The 21,634-nt window shown below is 69.5% G+C and carries 19 protein-coding genes; 4 read left to right on the top strand and 15 right to left on the bottom strand.

Features of this window, described 5'->3' with window-relative positions:
* Window positions 1-513: 513 nt before the first annotated feature.
* Together AC1DR1_RS17065 and ligD are read right to left on the bottom strand one after the other, a co-directional pair.
* Entirely contained in the window at window positions 514-927 is a 414-nt protein-coding gene (locus tag AC1DR1_RS17065) for a MarR family transcriptional regulator (RefSeq protein WP_364743725.1), read from the bottom strand.
* Between the two features lie 112 nt (window positions 928-1,039).
* The gene (ligD, locus tag AC1DR1_RS17070; protein ID WP_476992942.1) at window positions 1,040-2,065 is read right to left on the bottom strand and encodes a non-homologous end-joining DNA ligase; all 1,026 of its coding nucleotides are present in this window, start codon (window positions 2,063-2,065) and stop codon (window positions 1,040-1,042) included.
* A 171-nt stretch (window positions 2,066-2,236) separates the two neighbouring features.
* On the opposite strand from ligD, the gene AC1DR1_RS17075 reads away from it, so the two are divergent.
* Window positions 2,237-2,926, top strand: coding sequence for an alpha/beta hydrolase family protein (locus tag AC1DR1_RS17075; protein WP_364742976.1), 690 nt, complete (start codon window positions 2,237-2,239; stop codon window positions 2,924-2,926).
* Here AC1DR1_RS17075 and AC1DR1_RS17080 read toward each other — a convergent pair.
* From AC1DR1_RS17080 to AC1DR1_RS17095, 4 genes are all read right to left on the bottom strand, one after another.
* Window positions 2,923-4,152, bottom strand: a complete 1,230-nt coding sequence (locus AC1DR1_RS17080; RefSeq protein ID WP_476992943.1) for a macrolide family glycosyltransferase — start codon at window positions 4,150-4,152, stop codon at window positions 2,923-2,925. The genes AC1DR1_RS17075 and AC1DR1_RS17080 overlap by 4 nt on opposite strands.
* A gap of 170 nt (window positions 4,153-4,322) precedes the next feature.
* Window positions 4,323-7,028 (bottom strand): ATP-dependent helicase HrpB, encoded by a 2,706-nt coding sequence (hrpB, locus tag AC1DR1_RS17085; protein ID WP_476992944.1) that lies wholly within the window; start codon window positions 7,026-7,028, stop codon window positions 4,323-4,325.
* A gap of 111 nt (window positions 7,029-7,139) precedes the next feature.
* Window positions 7,140-7,865, bottom strand: coding sequence for an anti-sigma factor family protein (locus AC1DR1_RS17090; protein WP_476992945.1), 726 nt, complete (start codon window positions 7,863-7,865; stop codon window positions 7,140-7,142).
* A complete protein-coding gene (locus AC1DR1_RS17095; protein ID WP_364742965.1) occupies window positions 7,862-8,368 on the bottom strand; it encodes a sigma-70 family RNA polymerase sigma factor in 507 nt (168 codons plus the stop codon). Before AC1DR1_RS17095 ends, AC1DR1_RS17090 begins: the two co-directional genes overlap by 4 nt.
* Before the next feature lie 582 nt (window positions 8,369-8,950).
* On the opposite strand from AC1DR1_RS17095, the gene AC1DR1_RS17100 reads away from it, so the two are divergent.
* Complete coding sequence (locus AC1DR1_RS17100) at window positions 8,951-9,628, top strand: hypothetical protein (RefSeq protein ID WP_476992946.1); 678 nt, start codon at window positions 8,951-8,953, stop codon at window positions 9,626-9,628.
* A gap of 167 nt (window positions 9,629-9,795) precedes the next feature.
* Window positions 9,796-10,062, top strand: a complete 267-nt coding sequence (locus AC1DR1_RS17105) for a hypothetical protein (protein WP_476967328.1) — start codon at window positions 9,796-9,798, stop codon at window positions 10,060-10,062.
* A gap of 77 nt (window positions 10,063-10,139) precedes the next feature.
* Here AC1DR1_RS17105 and AC1DR1_RS17110 read toward each other — a convergent pair whose 3' ends face one another.
* Together AC1DR1_RS17110 and AC1DR1_RS17115 are read right to left on the bottom strand one after the other, a co-directional pair.
* On the bottom strand, window positions 10,140-10,475 hold the full coding sequence (locus tag AC1DR1_RS17110) for a YegP family protein (protein ID WP_364742959.1): 336 nt from the start codon (window positions 10,473-10,475) through the stop codon (window positions 10,140-10,142).
* Window positions 10,476-10,723: 248 nt separating this feature from the next.
* Complete coding sequence (locus tag AC1DR1_RS17115; protein ID WP_229995795.1) at window positions 10,724-10,885, bottom strand: hypothetical protein; 162 nt, start codon at window positions 10,883-10,885, stop codon at window positions 10,724-10,726.
* Window positions 10,886-11,205: 320 nt separating this feature from the next.
* Between AC1DR1_RS17115 and AC1DR1_RS17120 the strand changes: the two genes are divergently transcribed.
* A complete protein-coding gene (locus AC1DR1_RS17120; protein ID WP_229995794.1) occupies window positions 11,206-12,273 on the top strand; it encodes a quercetin 2,3-dioxygenase in 1,068 nt (355 codons plus the stop codon).
* 104 nt (window positions 12,274-12,377) lie between these two features.
* On the opposite strand, the gene AC1DR1_RS17125 is transcribed toward AC1DR1_RS17120, so the two are convergent.
* The 7 genes from AC1DR1_RS17125 to AC1DR1_RS17155 form a co-directional block, all read right to left on the bottom strand.
* Entirely contained in the window at window positions 12,378-13,649 is a 1,272-nt protein-coding gene (locus AC1DR1_RS17125; RefSeq protein ID WP_476992947.1) for a DUF3500 domain-containing protein, read from the bottom strand.
* Window positions 13,627-15,375: an FAD-dependent monooxygenase gene (locus AC1DR1_RS17130; protein ID WP_476967330.1), complete on the bottom strand. Its 1,749-nt coding sequence runs from the start codon at window positions 15,373-15,375 to the stop codon at window positions 13,627-13,629. The genes AC1DR1_RS17125 and AC1DR1_RS17130 overlap by 23 nt, the downstream gene beginning before the upstream one ends.
* Window positions 15,375-16,247, bottom strand: coding sequence for a fumarylacetoacetate hydrolase family protein (locus AC1DR1_RS17135; RefSeq protein WP_476967331.1), 873 nt, complete (start codon window positions 16,245-16,247; stop codon window positions 15,375-15,377). Before AC1DR1_RS17135 ends, AC1DR1_RS17130 begins: the two co-directional genes overlap by 1 nt.
* Before the next feature lie 142 nt (window positions 16,248-16,389).
* Window positions 16,390-17,265 (bottom strand): alpha/beta hydrolase fold domain-containing protein, encoded by an 876-nt coding sequence (locus tag AC1DR1_RS17140; RefSeq protein ID WP_476967332.1) that lies wholly within the window; start codon window positions 17,263-17,265, stop codon window positions 16,390-16,392.
* A 114-nt stretch (window positions 17,266-17,379) separates the two neighbouring features.
* Entirely contained in the window at window positions 17,380-18,393 is a 1,014-nt protein-coding gene (locus AC1DR1_RS17145; protein WP_476992948.1) for an alpha/beta hydrolase fold domain-containing protein, read from the bottom strand.
* Window positions 18,390-21,083 (bottom strand): family 78 glycoside hydrolase catalytic domain, encoded by a 2,694-nt coding sequence (locus tag AC1DR1_RS17150; RefSeq protein ID WP_476992949.1) that lies wholly within the window; start codon window positions 21,081-21,083, stop codon window positions 18,390-18,392. The genes AC1DR1_RS17145 and AC1DR1_RS17150 overlap by 4 nt, the downstream gene beginning before the upstream one ends.
* A 187-nt stretch (window positions 21,084-21,270) precedes the next feature.
* Window positions 21,271-21,630, bottom strand: a complete 360-nt coding sequence (locus AC1DR1_RS17155) for a VOC family protein (RefSeq protein WP_364742937.1) — start codon at window positions 21,628-21,630, stop codon at window positions 21,271-21,273.
* Between the last annotated feature and the right edge of the window lie 4 nt (window positions 21,631-21,634).

Below are 21,634 nucleotides of genomic sequence, written 5' to 3' on the forward strand. Positions count from 1 at the left end.
GGCGGACGGTCGTGTGAAAAGTCCAAGGCCCGGGACTTAGCGGGCTCCTGGGTGCGCCGCAGCCTCCGCTTACTACTACCAACGGTAGAGGTCGCTAAATCGTCCCCGACGGGCAATACGGGTCCGGATCGTCGGCCCTTTCTCGGGTTGATCCCAGCTGATCATCGGCGAGTAGCTGCAGAATTTGTGGCAGGTCAGCTTTGGTCGCGTGCCGGAGGCTGAAGGTTTCAGAGCCGACGGCGGCAGCCATTAAAGCGGGGACAGCGGAGGAACGGGAGGTCATGACCCCAGCATTCCATGAAGGCCCAGGGGCTTGCGACTAATGCTCTCTGTGGTGCCAGCCCCGCCGCAGGGATTCAGACAGTTCCTCCCAGGCACACCGATGGAGCGGCCAACTGTTGGGTCTAGTGCTGCCTGTCGCAGGGCTCCGATCACCCTGGCGGGTTACTGACCTCCCCGACGGCTGCGGCGCCGGGCGTGAATGAGCGTGTGCGGATGCACACCCAACCGCTTCTATCGCGAGGCGAGCCGGTCCGCGTTGTTGCTCATGCGTTCGAGGACGCTGACAGCCATGGCATACTCATCCGCTCCGATGCCTGCCGTGAGCTCACGGCGGGCAGCTTCCGCCAGCCCGGTTGCCTCCGAATGCAGAGCGGAGCCGGCCTCGGTCAGGGCGAGGCGACCATCCAGCAGGAGCACCAGCCCCCGCCGAACCAACGCGGCCAGGTCCCGCTCCTGCCCTCCGCCGCCGTCCGCTGCGTTGAAAGGCCGCAGGATATCCCGCATTTCCGCCGGCGTGACGGGGGCGGAGCCCAACGTGTTGAGGACCTGCCACTGCCTTCTGGACAGATGGACACCGGCCAGCGTGGAATCGAGTTGTGCCTGCAGCGACGCATCCAGGCGCCGGACCCAGTAGCCAATGGGCATGTTCACCTTGCCATCGTCGCAGGAGCCTCATGCCCGGGCAAGGTCGCGGGCGGAGCCCGACTCCGGATTTCAGGGGATCATCCCGGCTAGGGTCGCCTCGTGGTTGAAGTGGTCAGCCGCTGTTGCGCGCCCGGCTGGGCTGGACCCGCGGCGGTTCCCCGGGCATCTTGGGAAAGTCCGGCGGGAACGGCAGCTCCCCAAACCCGGCCTCGACATCCCTGTCCCACCATTCCAGGAGGAGATCGACGGTGCCCGCGCTGCCCGAATGCATGCCCTCCCACGGATCGCCGGAGGCTTTGAGCCGCTCCGGCACGGTGACGATCGTGAAGGCACCGGGATCGACGGCTTCGAGCTCCTCCCAGCGGATCGGGCAGGACACCGTGGCATTGGCGAGTGCGCGCGGGCTGTAGGCCCCCGCTATCGTACGGTCGCGGTTCGCTTGGTTGAAATCGGCGAAGATGCGGGCGCCGCGTTCTTCCTTCCACCAAGCGGTGGTTACCTCCTCGGGCAGGCGCCGCTCGAGTTCGCGCGCCGCCGCGATGACCGCGTGCCGCACATCCAGGAACTCCCGGGTCGGCTCGATCGGGGCAAAGACATGGAGCCCCCGGTTGCCTGAAGTCTTGATGAAGGCGTCCAGCCCGGCCTCCGCGAGAACGCGCCGCAACTCCAGCGCCACCGGAACGGCCTCTGCGAACCCCGTACCAGGCTGCGGGTCGAGGTCGATCCGCAACTCGTCCGGATTATCCGGGTTGCCGGCCCGGGAGGGCCAAGGGTGGAAGACCACGGTATTCATCTGCACCGCCCACACCGCTGCGGCGATTTCGTCGATCACCAGCTGGGGGTGCGAGCGTCCGCTGGGATAGACGACGTCGACCGAACGGATGAAATCCGGGGCGCCTTTAGGCGGGTTCTTGGAGAAGAACTGATCGCCGTCCACCGAGTCCTTGAACCGCTGGAGGGTCACCGGCCGGTCCCCGTTCGCCGCCAGGAAGGCATCGCCGACGTCCACCATGTACCGCGCCAGGTCCAGCTTGGTCAGTCCCAGCTTGGGCCAGACGACCCTCGCCGGACTCGACACCCGCAACTCCCGGTCGCCGTGCGGACCGCTGACAGTGAGGTGGACTTCTTCCTTGGCCATGGGGACAACCTACCCCGGCGGCGGGGACAGTTGAAGGGCGCAGCCGCCACAGCGAGCGGAGAGCGCGAACCGGCGGGCGGCGTCGTGGTCACGGAAGTGGAGGCCCGTCATGGAGACCGGTGTGGCAGGGGCCGTGAAGCGGAACTGCCCTGGAAGCGGCATGATGGACGCATGACAACGCCCGAGTTCCCGATCACCTTTGAGGTCGGCGACGCCACAGTGTCGGGCGTCTTTGCCGAGCCCGACGGCTCCTACGCGTCCTTGGTTGTTGCCCACGGCGCCGGGGCGGGAATGGACCATCCGTTTCTCGTGGGCTTCACCCGCGCCCTGAACGCTCTGGGTGTCGCCACCCTGCGTTTCAACTTCCCCTACCGGGAGGCGGGACGGAAATTCCCTGACAGGCCGCCAGCGGCAATCGCGGCTTGGCGGGCGGCCATGGAGGCCGCTGTGTCCCGGTCCGCCGGCCGGCCGCTGTGGGCCGCCGGGAAGTCGTTCGGTGGGCGCATGGCCTCAATGGCGGTGGCGGAAGGCATGCCGGCTGCCGGGTTGGTCTACCTGGGCTATCCGCTGCACCCGCCGGGCAAACCGGAAAAACTCCGCGACGAGCACCTCTACGGGCTGACTCTGCCGATGCTTTTCCTGCAGGGCACGCGCGATACGTTCGCCACCCCGGAACTGCTGGAGGCCGTGGTCGCCAGAATCGGACCTCACGCGACCTTGGAGTGGCGCGAAGGCGGAGACCACTCCTTTGCCGTTGCCGGCGCGAAGCGTAGTGCCGACGAGGCGGGGGCGTCCCTGGCGGCCACGGTAGCTGAGTTCTTGAAGACACACGGCGAATATCCCGCGAGCGTGCTCCCCTAACCGACGTTGCCGAACCGCCCCGCCCCGTGGCGCACATGCGCTTCGATGGCGTCGGCCGCAGCGACGGCCCCTCCCGCGCTGCGGACAATATCGCTCATTGCGGTCACGTTCCGCCGGACCCGGGCGTCGGTGTGGAGCGCGGCGGCCGCGGCCCGGAGCGCGTCGGGCCCGACGTCCTCCGCCGCAAGGTGCCGGCCGAGACCCAGTTCTTCAAGCCTGCGGGCGGTGGCCACCTGCTCCGGTTGCTGTGGCACGGCCACTAGCGGGACGGCGAAATAAAGTGCCTCCATGGTCGAATTCATGCCGGCGTGGGTAATGAAGACAGCGGTTTGACGCAGTATCAGCAGTTGAGGGAAGAAGGGCCGGACCTGGACGTTTGGTGCAATCGTCCCCAGATCGGCGAGGACCGTCTGGTCCCCGACGGCCATGGCGACGTCCCACTCGCTGCCACCGAAGGCCTCAAGGCACATCCGGAAGAAGTCCGGCCGGCGGTTCAGTGGAGTGGTCCCCAGCGATATGAAGAGCAACGGACCCGTTCCCTCACGGACCCATGCACCGTCGCTGTCCCGGCCGCCCACGCTGGGCCCCACAAACCGGAACCGGTCATCGAAGGTGGCCCCCATGGGCTGGAACTCGCGGGGAAGGAACACGATGTTGAACGGCGCCGGCGGGCCGTCGAACAGCCGGGGCGTCCGCACACCTTGCTCGGCCGCGAACTCCGCCAGCAACTTGCCCATGGCCAGCGCAACCTTGGCCATCTCGTCGGCGCCTTCCGGTGGCGGGGCGGGCATCAGCGATCTCAGCGAGAAATGTTCGTTGCTGGCATAGGTGGGCATGAGGGCAATGGCCGGGGCCCCGATTTTTTCTGCGGCCATGCTGCCGCTGAGCGTCATCGCGTCAAAGCAGACGGCGTCCGGCGGGTCCTGCCGCAGGCGATCCACCAGCGCCGGAAAGCTGGATCTGAGGTCCTCGAAAACCCGGTTCATGATCGGCAGCATCAGCTGCGCCTGCGCCCGTTGCCCGGTCCCCAGCGCCGGCATCGACGCCATCCAGTTCCCGCCGGAGGCGTGAAAGGCCGCGCCCGCGTTGCGGATCCGCGGCCCGAAGTCGGCCGACGTGAAGTACGTGACCCTGTTCCCCCGGCCTACAAGCTCCGCCACCAGCGGCAGGGTCGGGTTCACGTGTCCGTGGGCGGGAATGGAGACGAACGCAAGATGCATGGCCATCACTCTTCATCGCTGGGCTAAATTCCCGTTTGGCCGGTCCGTTTGACCGGCCTGTTTGCCGGCGTCCCGCGGGCCTGGCGGTCCGCCGGCGTCGTGCAACTTCATCATGCCCCTGTTGCCCGGGCGGCGCGAGTGGTCAGCCGGCAGCGCCGGGCTGCTGGTCCCGGCGGTCAGTTCCGGGGCTTGGTCCGGGCTGTCGCGGGCGCGGTCCACGGGTCTTCGGGCCAGGGATGCCGGGGATAGCGGCCGCGCATTTCCGCCCGGACCTGGGCGTAGGGCCCGGACCAGAACGATGCGAGGTCGTCCGTCACGGCCAGCGGCCGGCGGGCCGGCGAGAGCAGGTGGAACAGCACCGGCACGCGCCCATCTGCCAGCCGCGGCGTCTCGGCCCAGCCGAAGCACTCCTGCAACTTGACGGCCACTACCGGCCGGCCGGTGGTGTCGCCCGCGTCCGGGTAATCGATCCGGATCCGGGATCCGCTGGGGACCGCCAACGACTCCGGTACCAGTTCCCCCAGCCGGGCCGCCTCGGGCCACGGCAGCAGCCGGCTCAGCGGGCCGGCGAGGTCGATCCCGCCCGTGGATGTCCCGCCGGCCAGCGCCGCTAGCTCCGGGGCCAGCCATTCGTCCAGCCGGGCCAGCAGCGCCGGCTCGGAAACGTCGGGCCAGGACCCACCCAGCTCCCGGTGCAGGAGGGCAAGACGGCGGCGCAAGCCATCCGCCGCCGCCGACCAACCGATGGTCGCCAGCCCCTCGCTCGCCAGGGCGCGGGCCACAGCTGCGCGGCCTTCGTCCGCGGGAGGCCGTACCGGGGTGGACGAAAGCACGATCGCGCCCAGGCGGCGCTCCCGCCGGGCCGAGACGCGGCCCTGGCTAAACCGCGCCTGCAGGGTTTCGCTGAGGAGGTTGCGGGCGGCGGCCTCCGCGGTGCCCGCCGTCAGCGGCGCCGCGGAGCGGATGACGGCGCCGGTCCCCGCGGCGTCGCGCCCTTGCGCGCGCGATACTTCGGCCACGCCCAGCCACTCGTGCCCCGACAGGGGGCTGCCGGCCGGCAATCCGGCGCGCGTTCCGGACGTGAGCAGGTATTGTGCCGGCCCCTCCCCCGGTACACGGCGCGCCACGCGGTCCGGAAAGGCCAGCGCGACGACGAACCCGACCGCTTCCGCAGCGCCCACCGCCCCAGCCGGCGCGACGCCGGCTGACTTCTGGGGCCCGACGCCAGGGGACTCCTGGCGCGCGATCGACTCCATCCGCCGGACGTCTTCCGCCCACCGCCGGGATCCGGGATCCCTGCCCGTCCGCAGCGCGGCGACCAGGCGGGTCAGGTCTGCGCCCGGGGCACGCTGGTCCCCCGAGACCAGGGCGACAGCCTCGGCCGCCGTGCGGTGGCCCACCGTCGCGGCGCCGTCCAGCAGGGCGCGGGCAAGCCGGGGGTCCGTCGGGACTCGGGCCAGGATCTTGCCCAGTTCGGTTGCGTGACCGTCCGGAGCGATGGCGCCGAGTTCCCGCAGCACTTCAACGGCCTCGTCCATGGCGGCTTGGGGCGGCGCGTCCGGCAGGGCCAGTCCCCGGCCGCCGGGGGCTCCCCAGCACGCCAGAACCAGGGCGGCGCCGGTCAGGTCAGCTGCCGCAATCTCCGGCGTAGGGTGGGCCGGCGCGGCGCCAAAGGCCCTCTGGTCATAGCAGCGGATCACTGTGCCCGGGCCCTGGCGTGCGGCACGGCCGGCGCGTTGTTCCGCGGACGCCCGGGAGCAGGACACAGTCACCAGGCCCGACATCCCACGGCCGACGTCGCGACGCGGCTCGCGGGACAGCCCGGAGTCGATGACCAGCCGGACGCCGGGGACGGTGAGGGAGGACTCGGCGAGTGCGGTGGAAACGATGATCCGGGCAGCCCCGCCGGGTTCACGCCCGGAGACGGCGCGGTCCTGCTCCGACGGGCCGGCCTGGCCGTGGAGTTCCAGGACCTCAGCGCGGCTCCGGCCGCGCAGCCGCGCGGCAATGTAGGAGACCTCCCACGCGCCAGGAACGAACACCAGCGCGTCAATGTCCCGTCCGCCGGCCAGCGCGGCGGCGTGCCCCGCCGCGGCCGTGTCGGCCACGTGGTCCAGGAAGGCCCGGGCCACGCCGCGTTCGTCCAGCCGCGGCACCGGCGCGGGGGCCCATTCCACGTCCAGCGGGAACAGCGCGGACGGACAGTCGACAACCGGTGCCGGGCCGCCGCCGTCGTTTCCGGCCGCCGCTTCACCGATCAGGGCGTCTCCGATCAGGGCGGCGAAGCGGGGCGCGTCGAGAGTCGCCGACATGGCGACGAGCGTGAGGTCACCGCGCAACTGGCGGACTTCGATGAGCATGCCGAGGAGGAGGTCGGTCTCCAGCCCGCGTTCGTGGACCTCGTCGAGGATCACGGCGTCGGTGCCCTCGAGCCCCGGTTCCGCGAGGAGGCGGCGGAGCAGGATGCCGGGGGTAACGAACTCGATTACGGTTCCGGGACCCGTCTGGCGTTCCCCGCGGACCGTGTAGCCCACCCGGTCACCGAGCCGGGTGCCGTCCAGGGTGGCCAGGCGCCGGGCGGCCGCACGGGCAGCGACGCGGCGCGGCTGGGTGACCACGATCCGCGGACGGCGCCCGCGCCCATCTCTCCCGCGGGTCGCGGTGTTGCTGTTCGCGATGTTAGCCAGCAGCGGCGGCACAAGCGTCGTCTTGCCCGTGCCAGGAGGAGCCTGCACCACCGCGGACGCCCCGGCGCCTCCGCCTTGCAGGGCCGCCGCGAGAGCCCCCAGCGATTCCGCAAAAGTCAGGCCAGCCCCGATGACGCCGAGGTCGAAGAGGCCATTGGAGCAGGCTGGGTCGAGGGGTGCGGTCGCGGAGGTCACGCCTCCATTGTCTCCGCAATTCACCCCCGGGCGCGCCGGCTGATCCGCACGCCGCGTCCCTGGGCAAACATGCGGGAGTCCGGTCCGCCGGCCTGCCCGACGTCCCCGGAGCTACACGCTCGCGGTCAGGATCGTGCTTCCGCTGGCGATGGCTCGGATTTCGACACGGCGGATGTCGGCAAGCCGGACGACGGTGGTCGCCGTCGGCGTGGCCACCGTCCCGGGTGTTGCCGCCCAGGTGGCCACCTGTGTGGTGACGCCGTGCGAGTCGACAACCACCAAGCCGTACTCCTCCGGGGAGCGCGGACCGCCGGGTCCCTCCGGCCCAGGCGCGTCAGCCGGCGCAGCCGTGTATGTACACTCCCAGTCGATCCGTGTTCCCCACGGCTGCAGGGTAAGGGAGCCCCTCGCAACCAGCGAACTGTCGACCACAGGGGTGAAGTTCAGCGCCGTCGGAGATACGGCCTGCGCCTGCACGGCCTGCGGGGCAGGGGCCGTGACCGCAACGGTGACAGCGCCCGACACGGCGGCCGCGCCGACCACCAGTCCTGCGACGGCCAGGCGCACGCGCCGGCGTCCGCGCTGGACCGTTTTCGCCAACCCGGGAAGCACTCCCGGCGTCGGCCTGGCGCGGTCGCTCTGCCCGAGGGCGGTTGCCTCCTCGGGTGAAAGTGCGGCCAGCAGTGACGGTATTCCGGCCAGTTCTGCCACGGCGGCCCTGCACGCGGCGCAACCGGACAGGTGTTCCTCGAACTCGTGGCGCTCGGAGGACACCAAAGTTCCCAGCACATACGCGGCATCCCAGCTCCGGTACTCATCCCTTGCGTCTTGGATCATGGCGTCAAGCCTCCTTCCTGCAGAGCCAGTCGCAGCGCCCGCAGCGCGTAATGCAACCGCGACTTTACGGTTCCTTCCGCCAGCTGAAGGCTTTGCGCGATTTCGGCCGTTGTCTCCCGGCGGTAATACGCGTGGATGACGACGGCCCTGTGCTCAGCGGACAGTCCGGCCAGTGCATCCGACACGAGCCACCCGTCCAGGATCCTGTCGACCCGGTCCGCTTCGGGAATCTCCGGGAGCTGTTCGGTCCGAGTCTCGTGCCGTCGCCGGGCGCTGCGCCGGTCATCGATGACAAGATTGCGGGCAACCGTGTAGAGCCAGGCCCGCACCGCCGTCTCCGGGCGCTGCAGAACCGCCGGGTGTTGCCAGGCGCGGATCAGCGTTTCCTGCACGACGTCGTCGGCCAGGGTACTGTCACCGGTCATTCCCATGACGAATCGCCACAGCGCCGGGCCGTAGGCCTCCTGCAAGGAACGCAGCAGCTCGGCCTCCTGATCGGACATTTCCGCCTCCTTGCATGTACTACGACGCCGGCCCGCTTTCCGTTCACCGGCCCCGCCGGCATCGTCCCCCTCTCGGCCTCGTCCCGTCCGCGGCCGGAAGTTGGGGCCGTATTGAACCCGCGGGCAGCCGGGACCGTTCTAGGGACAGCCCGGCTGAACGCGGCCGGCCTTCCCCGAGGAGCGAAACCATGAAGATTTCTCGCCCGGCGTATGCTGCGGCTGCGCTGGGCACGACGCTGTTGCTCGGAGCCTGCTTCGCCGGGCACACAGCAATGCCGGCACCTGCCCCTGGCACGGTCACACCGGCGCCCGCGACGCGGAGCCCCTCGCTGTCGCCCAACGTCCACGCAAGCCCCAGCCCGGCTCGACCACCCGGCCTTGCACCGCCAGCCCCCGCTCAGGCTCCGGTAGTCCCGGCACCGCCCGCCACGCCTCCCGTGGTGACGCCCCCGATGATTCTGCCACCGCGGCCAGCCCCGATGGTCCGGCCGCCCGTCCCCGCACCGCGACGCGTCGTTCCGCCGCGGCCCATGGTTCCGCGGCCCATGGTTCCGCCCGCCCCCGCACTTGGCGGGAACGACCATGATGCCGACAACAACGGAGGACCGGACGACGGTGACGGCAACAAATAGGTCCATCGGGGCGCTTCGAGCACGATGTCGAAGGTCACTGCTGATCGTTGGGGTGCTGGGGACGACGGCGGTGCTGGCCGCCAGCGGCTGCGGTTCCCGCCCCGGGAACCAGACACCGGGTGCCGCCCCGTCCGGCGCAACACAGTTCTCCTGGTTCCACGCCGGCCCTGCCCCGGCGGGGTGGCAATCGATGGAACTGCCGGACGCAACAGCGGTGTTGTCCATCCCGCCCGATGCAACTCCCACCCCGGGCGACCCCGGCACCGTATCTGCTACCGTCACGGCGCCGAACGGTGATCTCAAGATTTATCTCAACGCAACGCCGCAACAAGGCGAGGAGTCGCAGTCCAATTGGCCGGAGTTTCGGCTCGCCCACCTCACGGGCGAACACGCCGCGTCTGCGAACCGGCTGGCGGACCGTGCCGGAATGCCGTTCCGCGGTGGCCTCGGCTCATGTGTGGAGGACACATATGTAACCCGCATCGGCGGGCACAAATACCGGGAGATCGCCTGCCTCGTTGCAGGAACGCGGGGCGGCAGTGTCCTGGTAGCCGCAGCTCCCGCCGACTCCTGGGACCGTTACAGCCCGGTACTGCAGCAAGCGGTGGAAGCATATGCCTCCGGGTAGTGCAGGCCACCCAATCGACGACGGCCGCCAGCCGGTTCGGTCCGGCAGGTTGGGTTTAGGCCGATTGGCTTCGGCAGGTTGGATAGGACCGGTTGGATTGGACCGGTTGGATTAGATACAGCGAAGGCGGGAGACTGGATCAACTCGATCACGAAAGTGGGAACCACATGATCAATCTCAAGCAGGACGCCGAGGGTTTCATCCGTATGAACAGGCACTTCCCGGAAAAGTCACTTATCAGCATCACTTTCACGGATGGCTCAGAGCAGGTCTACTCCGGGCGCAGGCTCAACGGCATCTACGACGAGGCCCTGGCCGAGTACCGGGCCCAGAACCGCCTGGACGCCAAAGGGTTCTCGCGGGCCCCCAAGAAAACGGTCCACCCCGCGAACAAGATCGAGTTCGTTCCGGTGCACGCTGGAATGGACCCCTAACGGCGCCCCGGCATCAACATCCGCCTGGGACGGTCAGCCTCGGTCGGCCGGGCCGGGCTGCCGCGTCACCTGCCGGATCAGCCGACGCCGATCGCGCCCGGCCCGTGCGCCGGGCGGCGGAGGGCCCTGGCGCGGATGCGGAGATCATTGTCGTGCACCCGCCGGTCGACGCCAGGCACAGGTGTGGGGGCGGGCTTTGTCCGCGGTGCCGGTGGAGTTGCGGGCAACTCTTCTGGGCACAGGTCACTGATCAGGCCCATGCCGGCGTACTCGCGCATGGCGGTGATGCCGGCAACCGCAGCGGGCTTGTTTGCAAAGCCCTTTGAGACGGCCAGTATTGCCCCGTCCGGGGCCCTGAGCCGGAACCTAATGCAGGCATCGGCATCTACGAAGAGTTCAAATGTGCCGGCCATGACGATCCTCCCGATTCGCGGGCTCCCCGTCCGGACATCATTGCCACGGAGAGACGGGGAAGGCTTCGCTGCTGCCCACTGGTTTGGTTTGTCCTTGCGGCTGAACAGATGACGTCAGCCCGTCCTATTAGTCTCGCTGGGGCCTTGAAACGCCCACAAGGCCGGGCACGTAAATCCTAGGTAAATAGCAGCCAACGGTCCCGCGCGAGGCCGCTGCGGGCAGCAACAATGCCGCCTCCGCGGTGACCCTACAGGGGCGGCCAATGGTCGCGGCAGTAGGCAGCGCGGCTGGCGCCCGGGGACGGCGGCGGGAGGACCCGGTCCCAACAGGGGGCGACGGCGACGGCGTCGACCCGCTCGGAAGGCTCCGCCGCCGCTGCGCGGCCCGCATCGCCAGGAAGCCAGGTCATGACTGAATCGTTGGACAACGTACCCCCCATTGTTCTTGGCTGAAGGCGCACCGGCTCGCATCACGGACCGCCATGCGCCTCACGCCAGAGTAGCCGGGAGCACTGACGCGAAAACAGGGACTTTGGACCGTATCGGGCGAACCCCGCGGGCGCCTAGGCCTGCCGCCCGCATGCCGCCCCGGAGCAGCCGTCTTGCGGCCAGAGGCGCGGAGCGAAGCGGCAGAAGTGTTTCATCCATTGGAAATAGAGGTCGTGGCGGCGGAGAATCCGAGGCAGTCTTGGGGACAGCCCGCAGTCCCCTGACAGGAAAGAAGGATGCGATGTCCCTCAGCGTTGAGGAAATGAACAAGCAGCTCCCGGTGGCCAATGCGCTGCCGGGCGACGCCGTCCCGTACTACATGGCGTCGGGCGAGGGCGCCCGTTATGAGATCAACGGCCAGCTGGTCACGGTCATCGCCCGCGCGGCGGACACCGGTGGGATGTTCAGCGCCGCCTACATCTCCGGCGGCATGGGGGCCGAATCGCCGTTTGTGAGCCACGCGGTGGAACACAAAACGCTGTATGTCTTCGACGGCATTCTGCACGTCTGGCTGCCTGGCGAAAGCCGGATCCTGGCTCCCGGGGATTCCGTGGTGATCCCGCCAGGAACCCCGCACGCGTACCGGATGGCGAGCCACTACACCCGGTTCCTGAACTGGATGACCCCCGGAGGCGCCGAAGCGTACTACGAACGCGTCGGCACGCCCATCGATTCGCACGTCCCGCCGGTCAGGGCGGGCCGGAAGCTCACCTTGCGGGAGTGCGCCGAGGTGGGCGCGGAGTTCGGCATGACGTTCCCCGACGTCGAACGCGTGGCGCCGACCTTCCGGCAGGACGCCGGACTGCCGGCGGCCCAGAGCCCGTACTTCCTCAGTGCCGGCGAGGGCGAGCGGCTGGTCAGTTACCAGACCATGTTCACCTACCTGTCCCGGCCGGCGAACACGGGATCGAACTACTTTGCCGTCCACACCAAGGGCGCCAAGTCGCCCTACATTCCGCTGCATTTCCATGAACAGCACACGGAAAACTTCCTGTGCACCGAGGGCCGGATGTGGATCTACGCCAACGGCCGCGAGGTGCTGCTCACCAAGGGCGACTTCCTCCACGCACCGGCCGGAACCATCCACTCGTTCGCCTTCGACTCCCACAACACCCAGATGGTCGGTTTCCTGACGCCGTCGGTCTTCAACGGCTTCTTCGAGTACTTCAACAAGCCCACCGAGGACTACATGTACACCGAGGGCGGCACGCCCTACATGGACATGGAGGGTTTCGGCCGGGCCCAGGCCGAGATGGACCTGACGGTGGTGGGTCCCCCGCCGCAGCGCCGCGCCGCGCTGGACATCTAGTCCGGCCAAGGAACTCAGCCCAGCAAACAGCCAGGGTCCGGAACTCCTCGGAGTTCCGGACCCTGGCTGTTTAGTCGGTGGCTGCATATTCGGTGACTGCGGATTCAGCTTCCAGCCCGGCCCGTTCCCCGAAACCGGCCGGCCTCCTGATGCTGGCGGACGAGTTCGCGGCCATAGTCGTTGCCGTTGGGCGTCCGCATCACCGTGTGCATGTGAAACGGCGCGGGGGTGTCGTTGCTGAGGAAGACGCCGGTATGGTGATCCAGCTCCATGACCAGCACGGGGCTTTGCAGGCGGAAGTAGAAGGAGTCCGATGCCTCCCACCCGCCGATCCAGCAGAACCAGGTCTCGTCCCAGTGGGCCGCGATCTCCCGCCGGCGGGCGGACCGCGGCCCGTCGGGGAGGAACGCGATGAAGTCTGCCACGAGCTCGTCCAGGACCACCCGGGCAGCGGCGGGCATCGCACTGACCGGGATGCCCTCGTAGGGAATCACGCGGTTGTCCTGGAAGCAGCCGGCCAGGTGCCGTTCGTCCCCGGGGTGCAGCCGGCCTTCGGGCATCCCCGGATCCTGCATGTTCGCGAAGAGTGTGGCCTGCTCCCGCAGCGGCCCGGGCATTGACTCCATGAGGCGCCGCGCCAGGGCGATCCGCTCCTTGAAAACCGCCACGCCCTGGTGCGGGCCAGCGTCAATCACGTCCGGTTCAGCGCCCAGGAACACCGGGGCAACCACCAGCTGGGTCCCGGCCACCACGACGTTGAGCGCCACGTGGTGCCCGAAGAGCTGCCAGCCCCAGGGGGCCGTCTCCGACGGTTCCCCGTAGAGGGCGAAGTTGTAGCTGTACTCGTTCATGAGCTCGGGCAGCTCCACGAGGTCACCAAGGAACCCGTTGATCCGCATCAGGTTCCGGACCAGCCCGTATCCGGCCGGGCTCAGGCTCGCTTCCAGGACGGCCAGGATCCGATCCCGGATGGCGGGGGCCAGCTCGTCCAGGCGGAGGCCCGTGTCGTGCTGCATGAATTCCGGGTTGGCCCAGCTCTGCCATTCGTGCGCGTCCACGCCGTAGCGGAGCCGCCGGGCCTCTGCCGGGGTGAGGCCGGCCAGCAGGTCCCGGGCGGCGGCTGTCATGGCGGCCGCGGGTGCTTCCTCCCCCGCCGGTGCCGGCGCGAGGGGATACAGCCCGGCCCGGCGGACGCCGTCGCTGGTCACGCCTGTGAAGGGCTCGGGATACTGGGCGGCCCAGCCTTTGATCATGGGACCTGCGAAGGGGTCGGTCTTCGCCGCCTCGGCATAGCCCCGGGCATCCAGGCCACGGATCTGCGCCACCCGCGGGTGGTCGGGCGGGTAGAGATAGTCACGGAAGGATGGCTCGGACACGTGAACTCCTGTCGGGGTCTTCGGATGGTGTTGCCAGCGGCCAGCCGGCGGCCACGCCAATGGCCGCGGCGGCCTTCACCGGGTCGGTCCCCCGCCAGGCGACGTGCTGGTCCGGGCGGACCAGCACCGCGGCGGCCTGCCAGTGCGTGGCCATGGCGGTTCCGTGATGGTCGGGGCCGACGCCGACGACGGCCAGCGGGATGCCGCGCATCGCGGCGGCGGCCTGGGCCGCCGCGTACGCCTGCCCGGCAGTGCTGCCGCCCATGCTGTCGCGGTCCACCAGGAGGGTGAAACCGGTGCCCAGCAGGTCATACAGCGACGTTGTCTCGTTGAGCCAGGTGTGGGGCAGCAGCGATCCCGGGCTGGCGGAGGGGACGTAGCTCACGGGGTCCTCGGCGGGTACGGGCCGGCCGTCCGGAACCACCAGCGGCGAGGAGCCATACCCGTAGCCCAGCACCAGCCCGAGCGAGTCGAACTCACTTTGTTTGACCGCCAGCGCGTCTTTGGCAACCTGCCGGGCCGCCTCGCCGTCCGCATCCCCCCGGCCTAGGGCCGGATCCGCGAAGTGGTAGGCGAGCGACTGCCCGTTGGCGGCGGCATCCCGGATGGTCCGGGCCGCCACGGGCCGCCGCTCCAACTCGTAGCTGCCCGGCAGGGCGGGGCCGCCCCAGCCCTCCAGGGCGGCGGCGATCTTCCAGGCCAGGTTGGCGGCGTCGCCGATGCACGTGTTGAAGCCGTGGCCGCCCCAGGGCGGGTTCAGATGCGCCGCGTCACCGACAAGGAACACGCCATCGTGCCCGTACGCCGGGGCGAGCAGCATGCGGGCGGTCCAGGGGTCGGTGGCGATGACTTCGACGTCGACGTCGGCCCCCACCAGTGAGCGAACCAGATGTCCGGCGTCGGGTGATCCGCTGCCGTCCACGCCCTGGATGATGGCCCACCAGGTGTTCCCAAGATCCAGCCGCCCCACCATGCCCGAAACATCCGGTCCCAGGACCCAGTACTGGACGGCCGGATCCAGGGCGATCGCGGCGGCGAGGCTGTCGGAACGGAACAGGACACTGATGTTGGAGAGCTCGGCGGAGCCGCCGGCCAGGCGGATGTTCAGGCGGCGGCGCACGGTGGAGGAGCCGCCGTCGGCCGCGGCGACGAAGCTGCAGTCGACCGCTTTGCGCCGCCCCGTTGCGTCGGACACTGCCACGCGCGAGCCGAAGCGCCGCGGGCCGAAATTCGAGGCTCCGCTGCCCTGGTTGATGTCGAGGTCTTCAACGCTCAGGCCGGTCAGCAGCGTAATGAGCGGGGAATCGGCGACGGCTTCCCGGAGGACGGCCTCCATGACGGGCTGCGGGACCTGCTGGCCGCATTCGGGCTGGGGGCCGTACCGGCCCGGGACCAGCTGGAAGGCTTGGCGGAACCGGGTGACTTCGTGGCCGGTCAGGGCGGAACAGAAGATGACGTCCTGGGCGTACGCGACCGGCAGCGGGGCGGCGTTGCGGAGTTTGTCGGCCAGCCCGAGGCGGCGCAGGTGGGTCATGGTCCGCGCGTTCGTGGTCTTGGCGCGCGGCCGGTCCGGGTCAATGGTGGTCCGCGGCTCGATGACGAGGCTGCGGATCCCGCGGTGTGCCAGGTCCAGGGCGAGGAACAGTCCGCTGGGTCCTCCGCCGGCGATCAGCGCGGGCACCCGGTCCGGCAAGGCATCGAGGGCCGCGTTGCTGACGGCGGTCATCAGGCCCTGGCCCGCAGTGCTGGCCCGCCCACGGGCGTGGTGAGCGTTCCCAGGGTGTCGATTTCCACCTCGACCGTGTCGCCGGGCTGCAGGAGCCACGGCGGGGTGCGTACGTAACCCACCCCTTCCGGAGTTCCCGTGGCGATGATGTCACCAGGATGCAGGGTCAGTGTCTGGCTGATGAGCGCGATGATGGCGGGCACGGAGAACATCATGTCCCGGGTGTTGCCGTTCTGGACCTCGGTGCCGTTGACCCGGGTCCGGACCTGCAATCCCTCGCGAAGGTCCCCGGCCTCGTCACGGCTGACCAGCGGCCCGAGGGGTCCGCTGAAGTCGCCGTTCTTGCCCAGTGTCCACTGCGAAGTGAGTTTCTGGGCCCGGCGGGCGGTGAGGTCATTGAACGTGGAGTAGCCGAAGACCGAGTCGGCGGCCGCAGCCTCGTCGGCGGATTCCAGGCGCTGGCCGATGTAGGCGGCCACCTCACCTTCCCAGTCCAGGCCGTCTTCGCCCGCGGGTACAGGGACCGGCACGTTTCCCACCGAAAGGGAGGCCGTCCAGCGCCCGAACAGTGTGGGGTAGGGAGGCAGTTCCTGGTCCTTGTAGCTGCCTTCCGCGGCGTGGGCCTTGTAGTTCAGGCCAACGCAGATCACCCGGGCCGAGGCCGGGACCAGCGGCACTTCGGTGACGTCGGCGCGCTCCAGCGCGCCGGCGGAGTCATTCGTCAGCGCGTCGGCTGGCAGGGAAAGCGCTTTCTCCTGCCAACCGGCGGCATCGGCCCAGAAGTCAGGAACAGGGGCCAGCGGAACCACCCGTTGGCCGAGGAGGGCAGCCGCCCATGAGCCGCCGTCGTGATTAATGCCGATGTACTGCATGTGTTGGGGCCTTTCTGGTGCCGCCCGGAAGGCGGGGGTTGGTAGGTGGGCACGGCAAAGTGAGGCCCCGCAACTGGTGAACCTGTGCAGATGTGCCTTTGCAGGCGGGCCGATCATTGGAGTGCTGTTGTGCAGTGGCCGGTCAGGTGGCCTGAGTGTCCGGGGGCCGGGATTGCCGGAGAAAGAACGAGACCGTTGCCCCCATCGCCTTCTCGGCCGCGGCCTGGCTGTGGTCCGGGAGGATCCACATGTGGTCTGCGTCCTCAATCAGGAGAAGTTCGACGGCGGCGCCGGCACCTTCCAGCGCGGCAGCCAGCGATGCTGACTGGGTGGGCGGAACGAAGCGGTCAGCGGTTCCGTGGGCCAGGAAGAACGGCGGCGCCGAACGGCTGGCGTAGCTGATGGGGCTGGCCGCTGCCGCCTTCGCCGGCTCGTCTGTCAGCACGGCGCCGACGAGGAGTTCCTCGCGGGATCCGGGGTCGTCGGCCCGGGCGACGGCGGCGGGGAGGCTCTGTTCGGCCATCCTGCCCAGGTCCGTGGGCGGGTACCAGGCTGCCACCGCGGCGACGGCAGCGTCAGCATCGGCGCCGCCGGCATTGGCGGTCAGACCCACCAGGCTGGCGAGATGGCCGCCCGCGGAGTCGCCCCACGCGTAGATCCGGTCCGGGTCCACGTTGTAGTCGGCGGCATGGTTCCGCAGCCAGCGGACGGCGGCCTTCGCGTCGTGCAGCTGGGCCGGGAAGTGCGCCTCGTGGCTAAGCCGGTAGTCGGCCGATGCCACCACGAATCCGGCGTCAGTGAGCTTTTCGAAGGCGCTGATGCCGAATCCGTCCAGGACCGGGCCCAGGGAGGAGCGCTCCCCCACGCGCCAGCCGCCGCCGTGGAAATGGACCACCGCGGGGCGGGGAGCCGCCCCGCCCTCAGGACCGGGAAGGTAGAGGTCCAGTAGCAGCGGGCGGGATCCTTCGTCGCCCGCGCGGGCGAATTCGATGCCGCTCAGCACCCGAGCTTCCGTCATCGTCGACTCCCTCCGTTTTCCTGCGCCGGTTCACTTGTGCGCCGGTTCCATGATGCCCGGCGTCTCCCCATAAGACTGTCGGATCACCGGGCCGCCGCAAACCACGGATTTCAATCATTGAAAGGGCTTTGCCGAGGCCAGTTCCGCCGCAAGGAATGCCAGCCCCTGCTGCACGATCGCCAGCGCCGCCGAGTGGTTGAGGTACCCGTGCGTCGCCCCCGTTTCCAGCCTGAATGCCACCTGAGCGCCGGCCGCGCGGAGCGATTCCCCGAACAGCTCAGCCGAAGAACGCAGGTCATCGTATTCGCAGGCTATGACCGCCACCGGGGGCAGCCCCGAAGGATCGCCATGGCCGGGCAGGGCATACGAGGACGCCATCCCGGCGGGGCCGCCGATGTAGTTCTCCACCAGTGCCCGGCAGTCGTCCCCGGTGAAGCGCAGTATCCGCGGCAGCCCGGAAAGCACCCTGCCGTCGGGCACAGCGGCCGGCTCCAGAGGGGGAAGCTCGGCGTGCAGGAACGGGTACGCCAGAAGCAGCTTGGCGGGCAAGGCCAGGCCGGCGTCCTTGAGATACATGGCGGCGCCGACGGCGAGGTTCCCGCCGGCGCTGGCGCCGCCAAGGCACAGGCCTTCCGGCGCCACCCCCAGCTCCTCGGCGTGGGCGGCGGCCCAGCTCCACGCCGCAAGCGCGTCTTCGTGCGGGACCGGGAAGTGGACGCCGTCGCGGGCCAGACGGTAGTCGACGGAGAACACCACGCCGCCGGTCCGGTGGGCCAGTTCACGCCCAACCTGGTCGGCCTCCCGCATGTCCAGGGTCCCGCCGGCGAACCCGCCGCCATGCAGCCACACCAGGCCCGGCAGCCCGGCACCGGACGTGAGCCCTGCCCCGGCGCCTCGGCCTCCGTCCAACACCTGCCTGCCGGGGCCGTAGATCCGGATGGGCACGGGCCCGTTGGGCCCCGGCGCCTCCACCGAGCGGACGGAAATGTCAGGGGCCGTGTAGGGCAGACCCGCACCGCTGAACGCCTCCAGCCGCCGCATCCCGGCAGGGTCGGCGAGGAGCTCGGTGAAGGAGGTGGCTTCAGCCACGTGGTGCATGAGACCGGCCAGCTCCACATCCAGGCTCATGGCTGAAACACCGGCTCGCGGGCGCCTGCGGCAGCTGAAGGAACCGCGCAGCTGAACGAATGCGTCCCGGACCCGATCTCGATGCCGCTGTTCCCGCCGTCGGGCAGGTACACCGCGGCGGTGCAGCCGGCCGGGACCGTCACGGACAGCGAGAATTCCTGGCCCGCCAGCTCCCAGCGCACCGCAGCCTCCCCATAAGGGCTCTCGTGCCGGGCAGCGGCCCACGCCAGCCCCCCACCGGGCCTCGGCCGGATGGCGAGTTTCCGGTAACCGGGTTCGGCCGGCGCCAGGCCGGCCACATTACGGTGCATCCAGTCAGCCACGGCACCGAGGGCGTAATGGTTGAAGGACGTCATTTCTCCCTCATTGATGCTCCCGTCCGGGAGCATGGAGTCCCAGCGTTCCCAGATGGTGGTGGCGCCCATTGTCACGGGGTACAGCCAGGACGGGCACTCGGTCTGGAGGAGCAGGCGGTAGGCCGCCATCGCCTGGCCTCCATCGCTGAGCGCGTCGCAGACCAGCGGGGTTCCCACGAACCCGGTGGCGATGCGGTAGCCGTCGGCTTCCACGGTTTCCGCCAACCGGGCGGCCGCGGCGGCGTGTTCCGCCGGTTCGAGGAGTCCGAAGCGCAGGGCCACCGCGTAGGCCGTCTGCGTGGATGGCCGGAGCCGGCCGGCGTCGTCAAGGTAGCGCTCCCGGAACACCGCCCGGGACCGGGCGGACAGCTCGCGAAGCCGCTCCGAGTCCGTGTCGTGCCCCAGCAGTCCGGCAGCCTCGCCTGCCACCGACGCCGAGTACGCCAGGTAGGCCTGCGCCACGAGCTGCCAGGGGGTGCGCGCATCGCCGGGTGAGTCCGGTGGTGCGGCCGGGTCCAGCCAGTCGCCGAACTGGAAGCCGTGCTCAAAGCGCAGCTCCGGGCCGGCGGCATGGGCCGCGGCTTCCAGCCAGGCCATCATCCCCGGCAGCTGCCGGCGGAGGAACCCGAGGTCCCCCGTGCGCTGGTACAGCACCCAGGGAACAAGCACGGCGGCGTCACCCCAGGCGGCCATCACCGGGCGGTCCGGGAACGGCGGCTTTTCGGCCACCACTTCCGGGACCACCAGGGGCGGCGGCCCGTCTGTCCCCTGCTCCGCGGCGAGGTCCTTGAGCCAGGACGTGGTGAAGCCGGGGATCCGGTACAGGAAGGACGCGGTGGCGGCGAAGATCTGGAAGTCGCCGGTCCAGCCGAGGCGCTCGTTGCGCTGCGGGCAGTCCGTGGGCACGTCGACAAAGTTCCCGCGCATCCCCCACACCACGTTGGAGTGGAGCTGGTTCAGCATCGGATCGGAGCATTCAAACGTGCCGGTGCGCTGCAGGTCAGAATGGATCACGACGGCGGTGAACGCTTCGGGGTCCAGCTCGCCGGGCCAGCCGCTCACCTCCACATAGCGGAACCCGTGGATGGTGAACTCGGGCGCCCAGGTCTCGCCGCCCGAATCTCCGCGCAGGATGTAGCGGTCGGTCTGCTTGGCTACGCGCAGCGGCCTGACGCCGAGTTCGCCATGCTCCAGGACCTCGGCGTGCCGCAGCACCACTTCGGTTCCGGCCGCACCGGTCACCTTGAAACGCACCCGGCCCACCAGGTTCTGGCCGAAGTCCAGAATGGTCTTTCCGGACGGCGTTCCCAGTAGTGCCTTGACCGGCAGCTCGTCGGTGGCCCGGACGGGCGGGCCGTCGGGCGCGACCAGGACTGCGGGATCGAATCCGCCAACCACGACGGCGGGCTGCAGCGTGACGGTGCCCGCTCCGGTCTCAGGTCCGGTCCCGGCCCAGCCACGGTTCCCGAGCCGCGCATCGAAGGTTTCGCCGTCGTACAGGTCTGCCGACAGCACCGGCCCGTGCCCGGCCAGCCACGACGCATCCGAGCCAATCACGCTGACTGCCCCGCCGGCGTCGGTCATTTCCAGCTGGGCGATCACGGCGGTGCGGTTCCCGTACGTGTTGCGCTTCTCCTGGAAGCCCAGGTTTCCGCGCCACCAGCCGTCCGCGAACTCAAGGCCGATCACGTTAGTGCCTGGCCGGAGATACTCAGTGACGTCGTAGCTCTGGTAGCGCAGGCGGTGGTGGTAGCTGGTCCAGCCCGGGGTCAGGATGTCCCGGCCCACGCGGTGCCCATTGATGTGCGCCACGTAGACGCCGTGGGCGCTGGCGTAGAGCCGGGCGGAAGCCACCGGCCCGGCCATTTCGAACGTCCGGCTCAGGCGCGCTGCCGGCTCGTTGGCGTCGCTGGCCTCGTCCCAGGCCGGCCGGATCATGGCTGCCTGCCAATCTGACGCGTTCAGCAATCCCGCCTCTACGTAGGCAACGGGGCTCCATTCGGAGGGCGCGTCGCCGCCGTTGCCCCAGACACGGACGCGGACGGCGACGCGCTGGCGGCTCTCCAGCGGCGGTGCGGGCCAGGGCTGCAGGAGCTGCTCGCTGGTCTCGGTGCGGCCGTAGCTTGTCCAGCTGGCCTCATCGGGGCCGAGCTGGAGTTCGTAGGCGGTCTGAACCCAGTCAGGTATGCCGGCGGCGACCTGCCAGGAAAGCCGGGGCCGGTCCTCGCCGATGCCGAAGGGCTCCTCGTGGTGTTCGAAGCGGGGGGTGGAGGGAACGGTGGCCATCGGGAGGGCGGCGTCCTGGAACGGGAAGCGAAGGGTGTTTGGAGTCAACGTCGGCTCGTTTCGTCACGAAGGGGAAGACTTGGGCTCCCCCCAGCGTCCCGGGAACGGCAATGCGCCCGCTAGCGACGTTTCATTGACTGGAAACCGGATGGGAGAGCGGGCTTGTGCCGCTGCCGAATCTGACCGGGCATGACGAATTTGCCTGTTCAATGCAGAAACAGTCAGGGCAGAATCCTCAGTCCACGCAGAGGCAGAAGGGGTGGCTGGCCGGGTCGAGGAAAACCCGGAAGGTGGTGCCCGGCTGCGTGTCGGCCTTGGTGGCCCCCAGCCCGACGGCGACCTTCTCGCCTTCGTCCAGGTCCTGCACCATAAGGTCCAGGTGCATTTGCTGCGGCATCACCTGGCCCGGCCATTCCGGCGCCCGGTAGCCGTCCACCTGCTGGAACGAAATGCAGTCGCTGCCGTCGTCCGGGCGGATCTCGGCCCAGGCACCGTCAACCTTCACGTTCCAGCCGAGCAGGGCACCGTAAAAGGCTGCGAGGGCCCGGGCGTCGGGGCAGTCAATGACGAGACCTGGGAAGCGTGCGATAGCCATACCG

This window comes from Arthrobacter sp. P4_F10 (assembly GCF_056401435.1).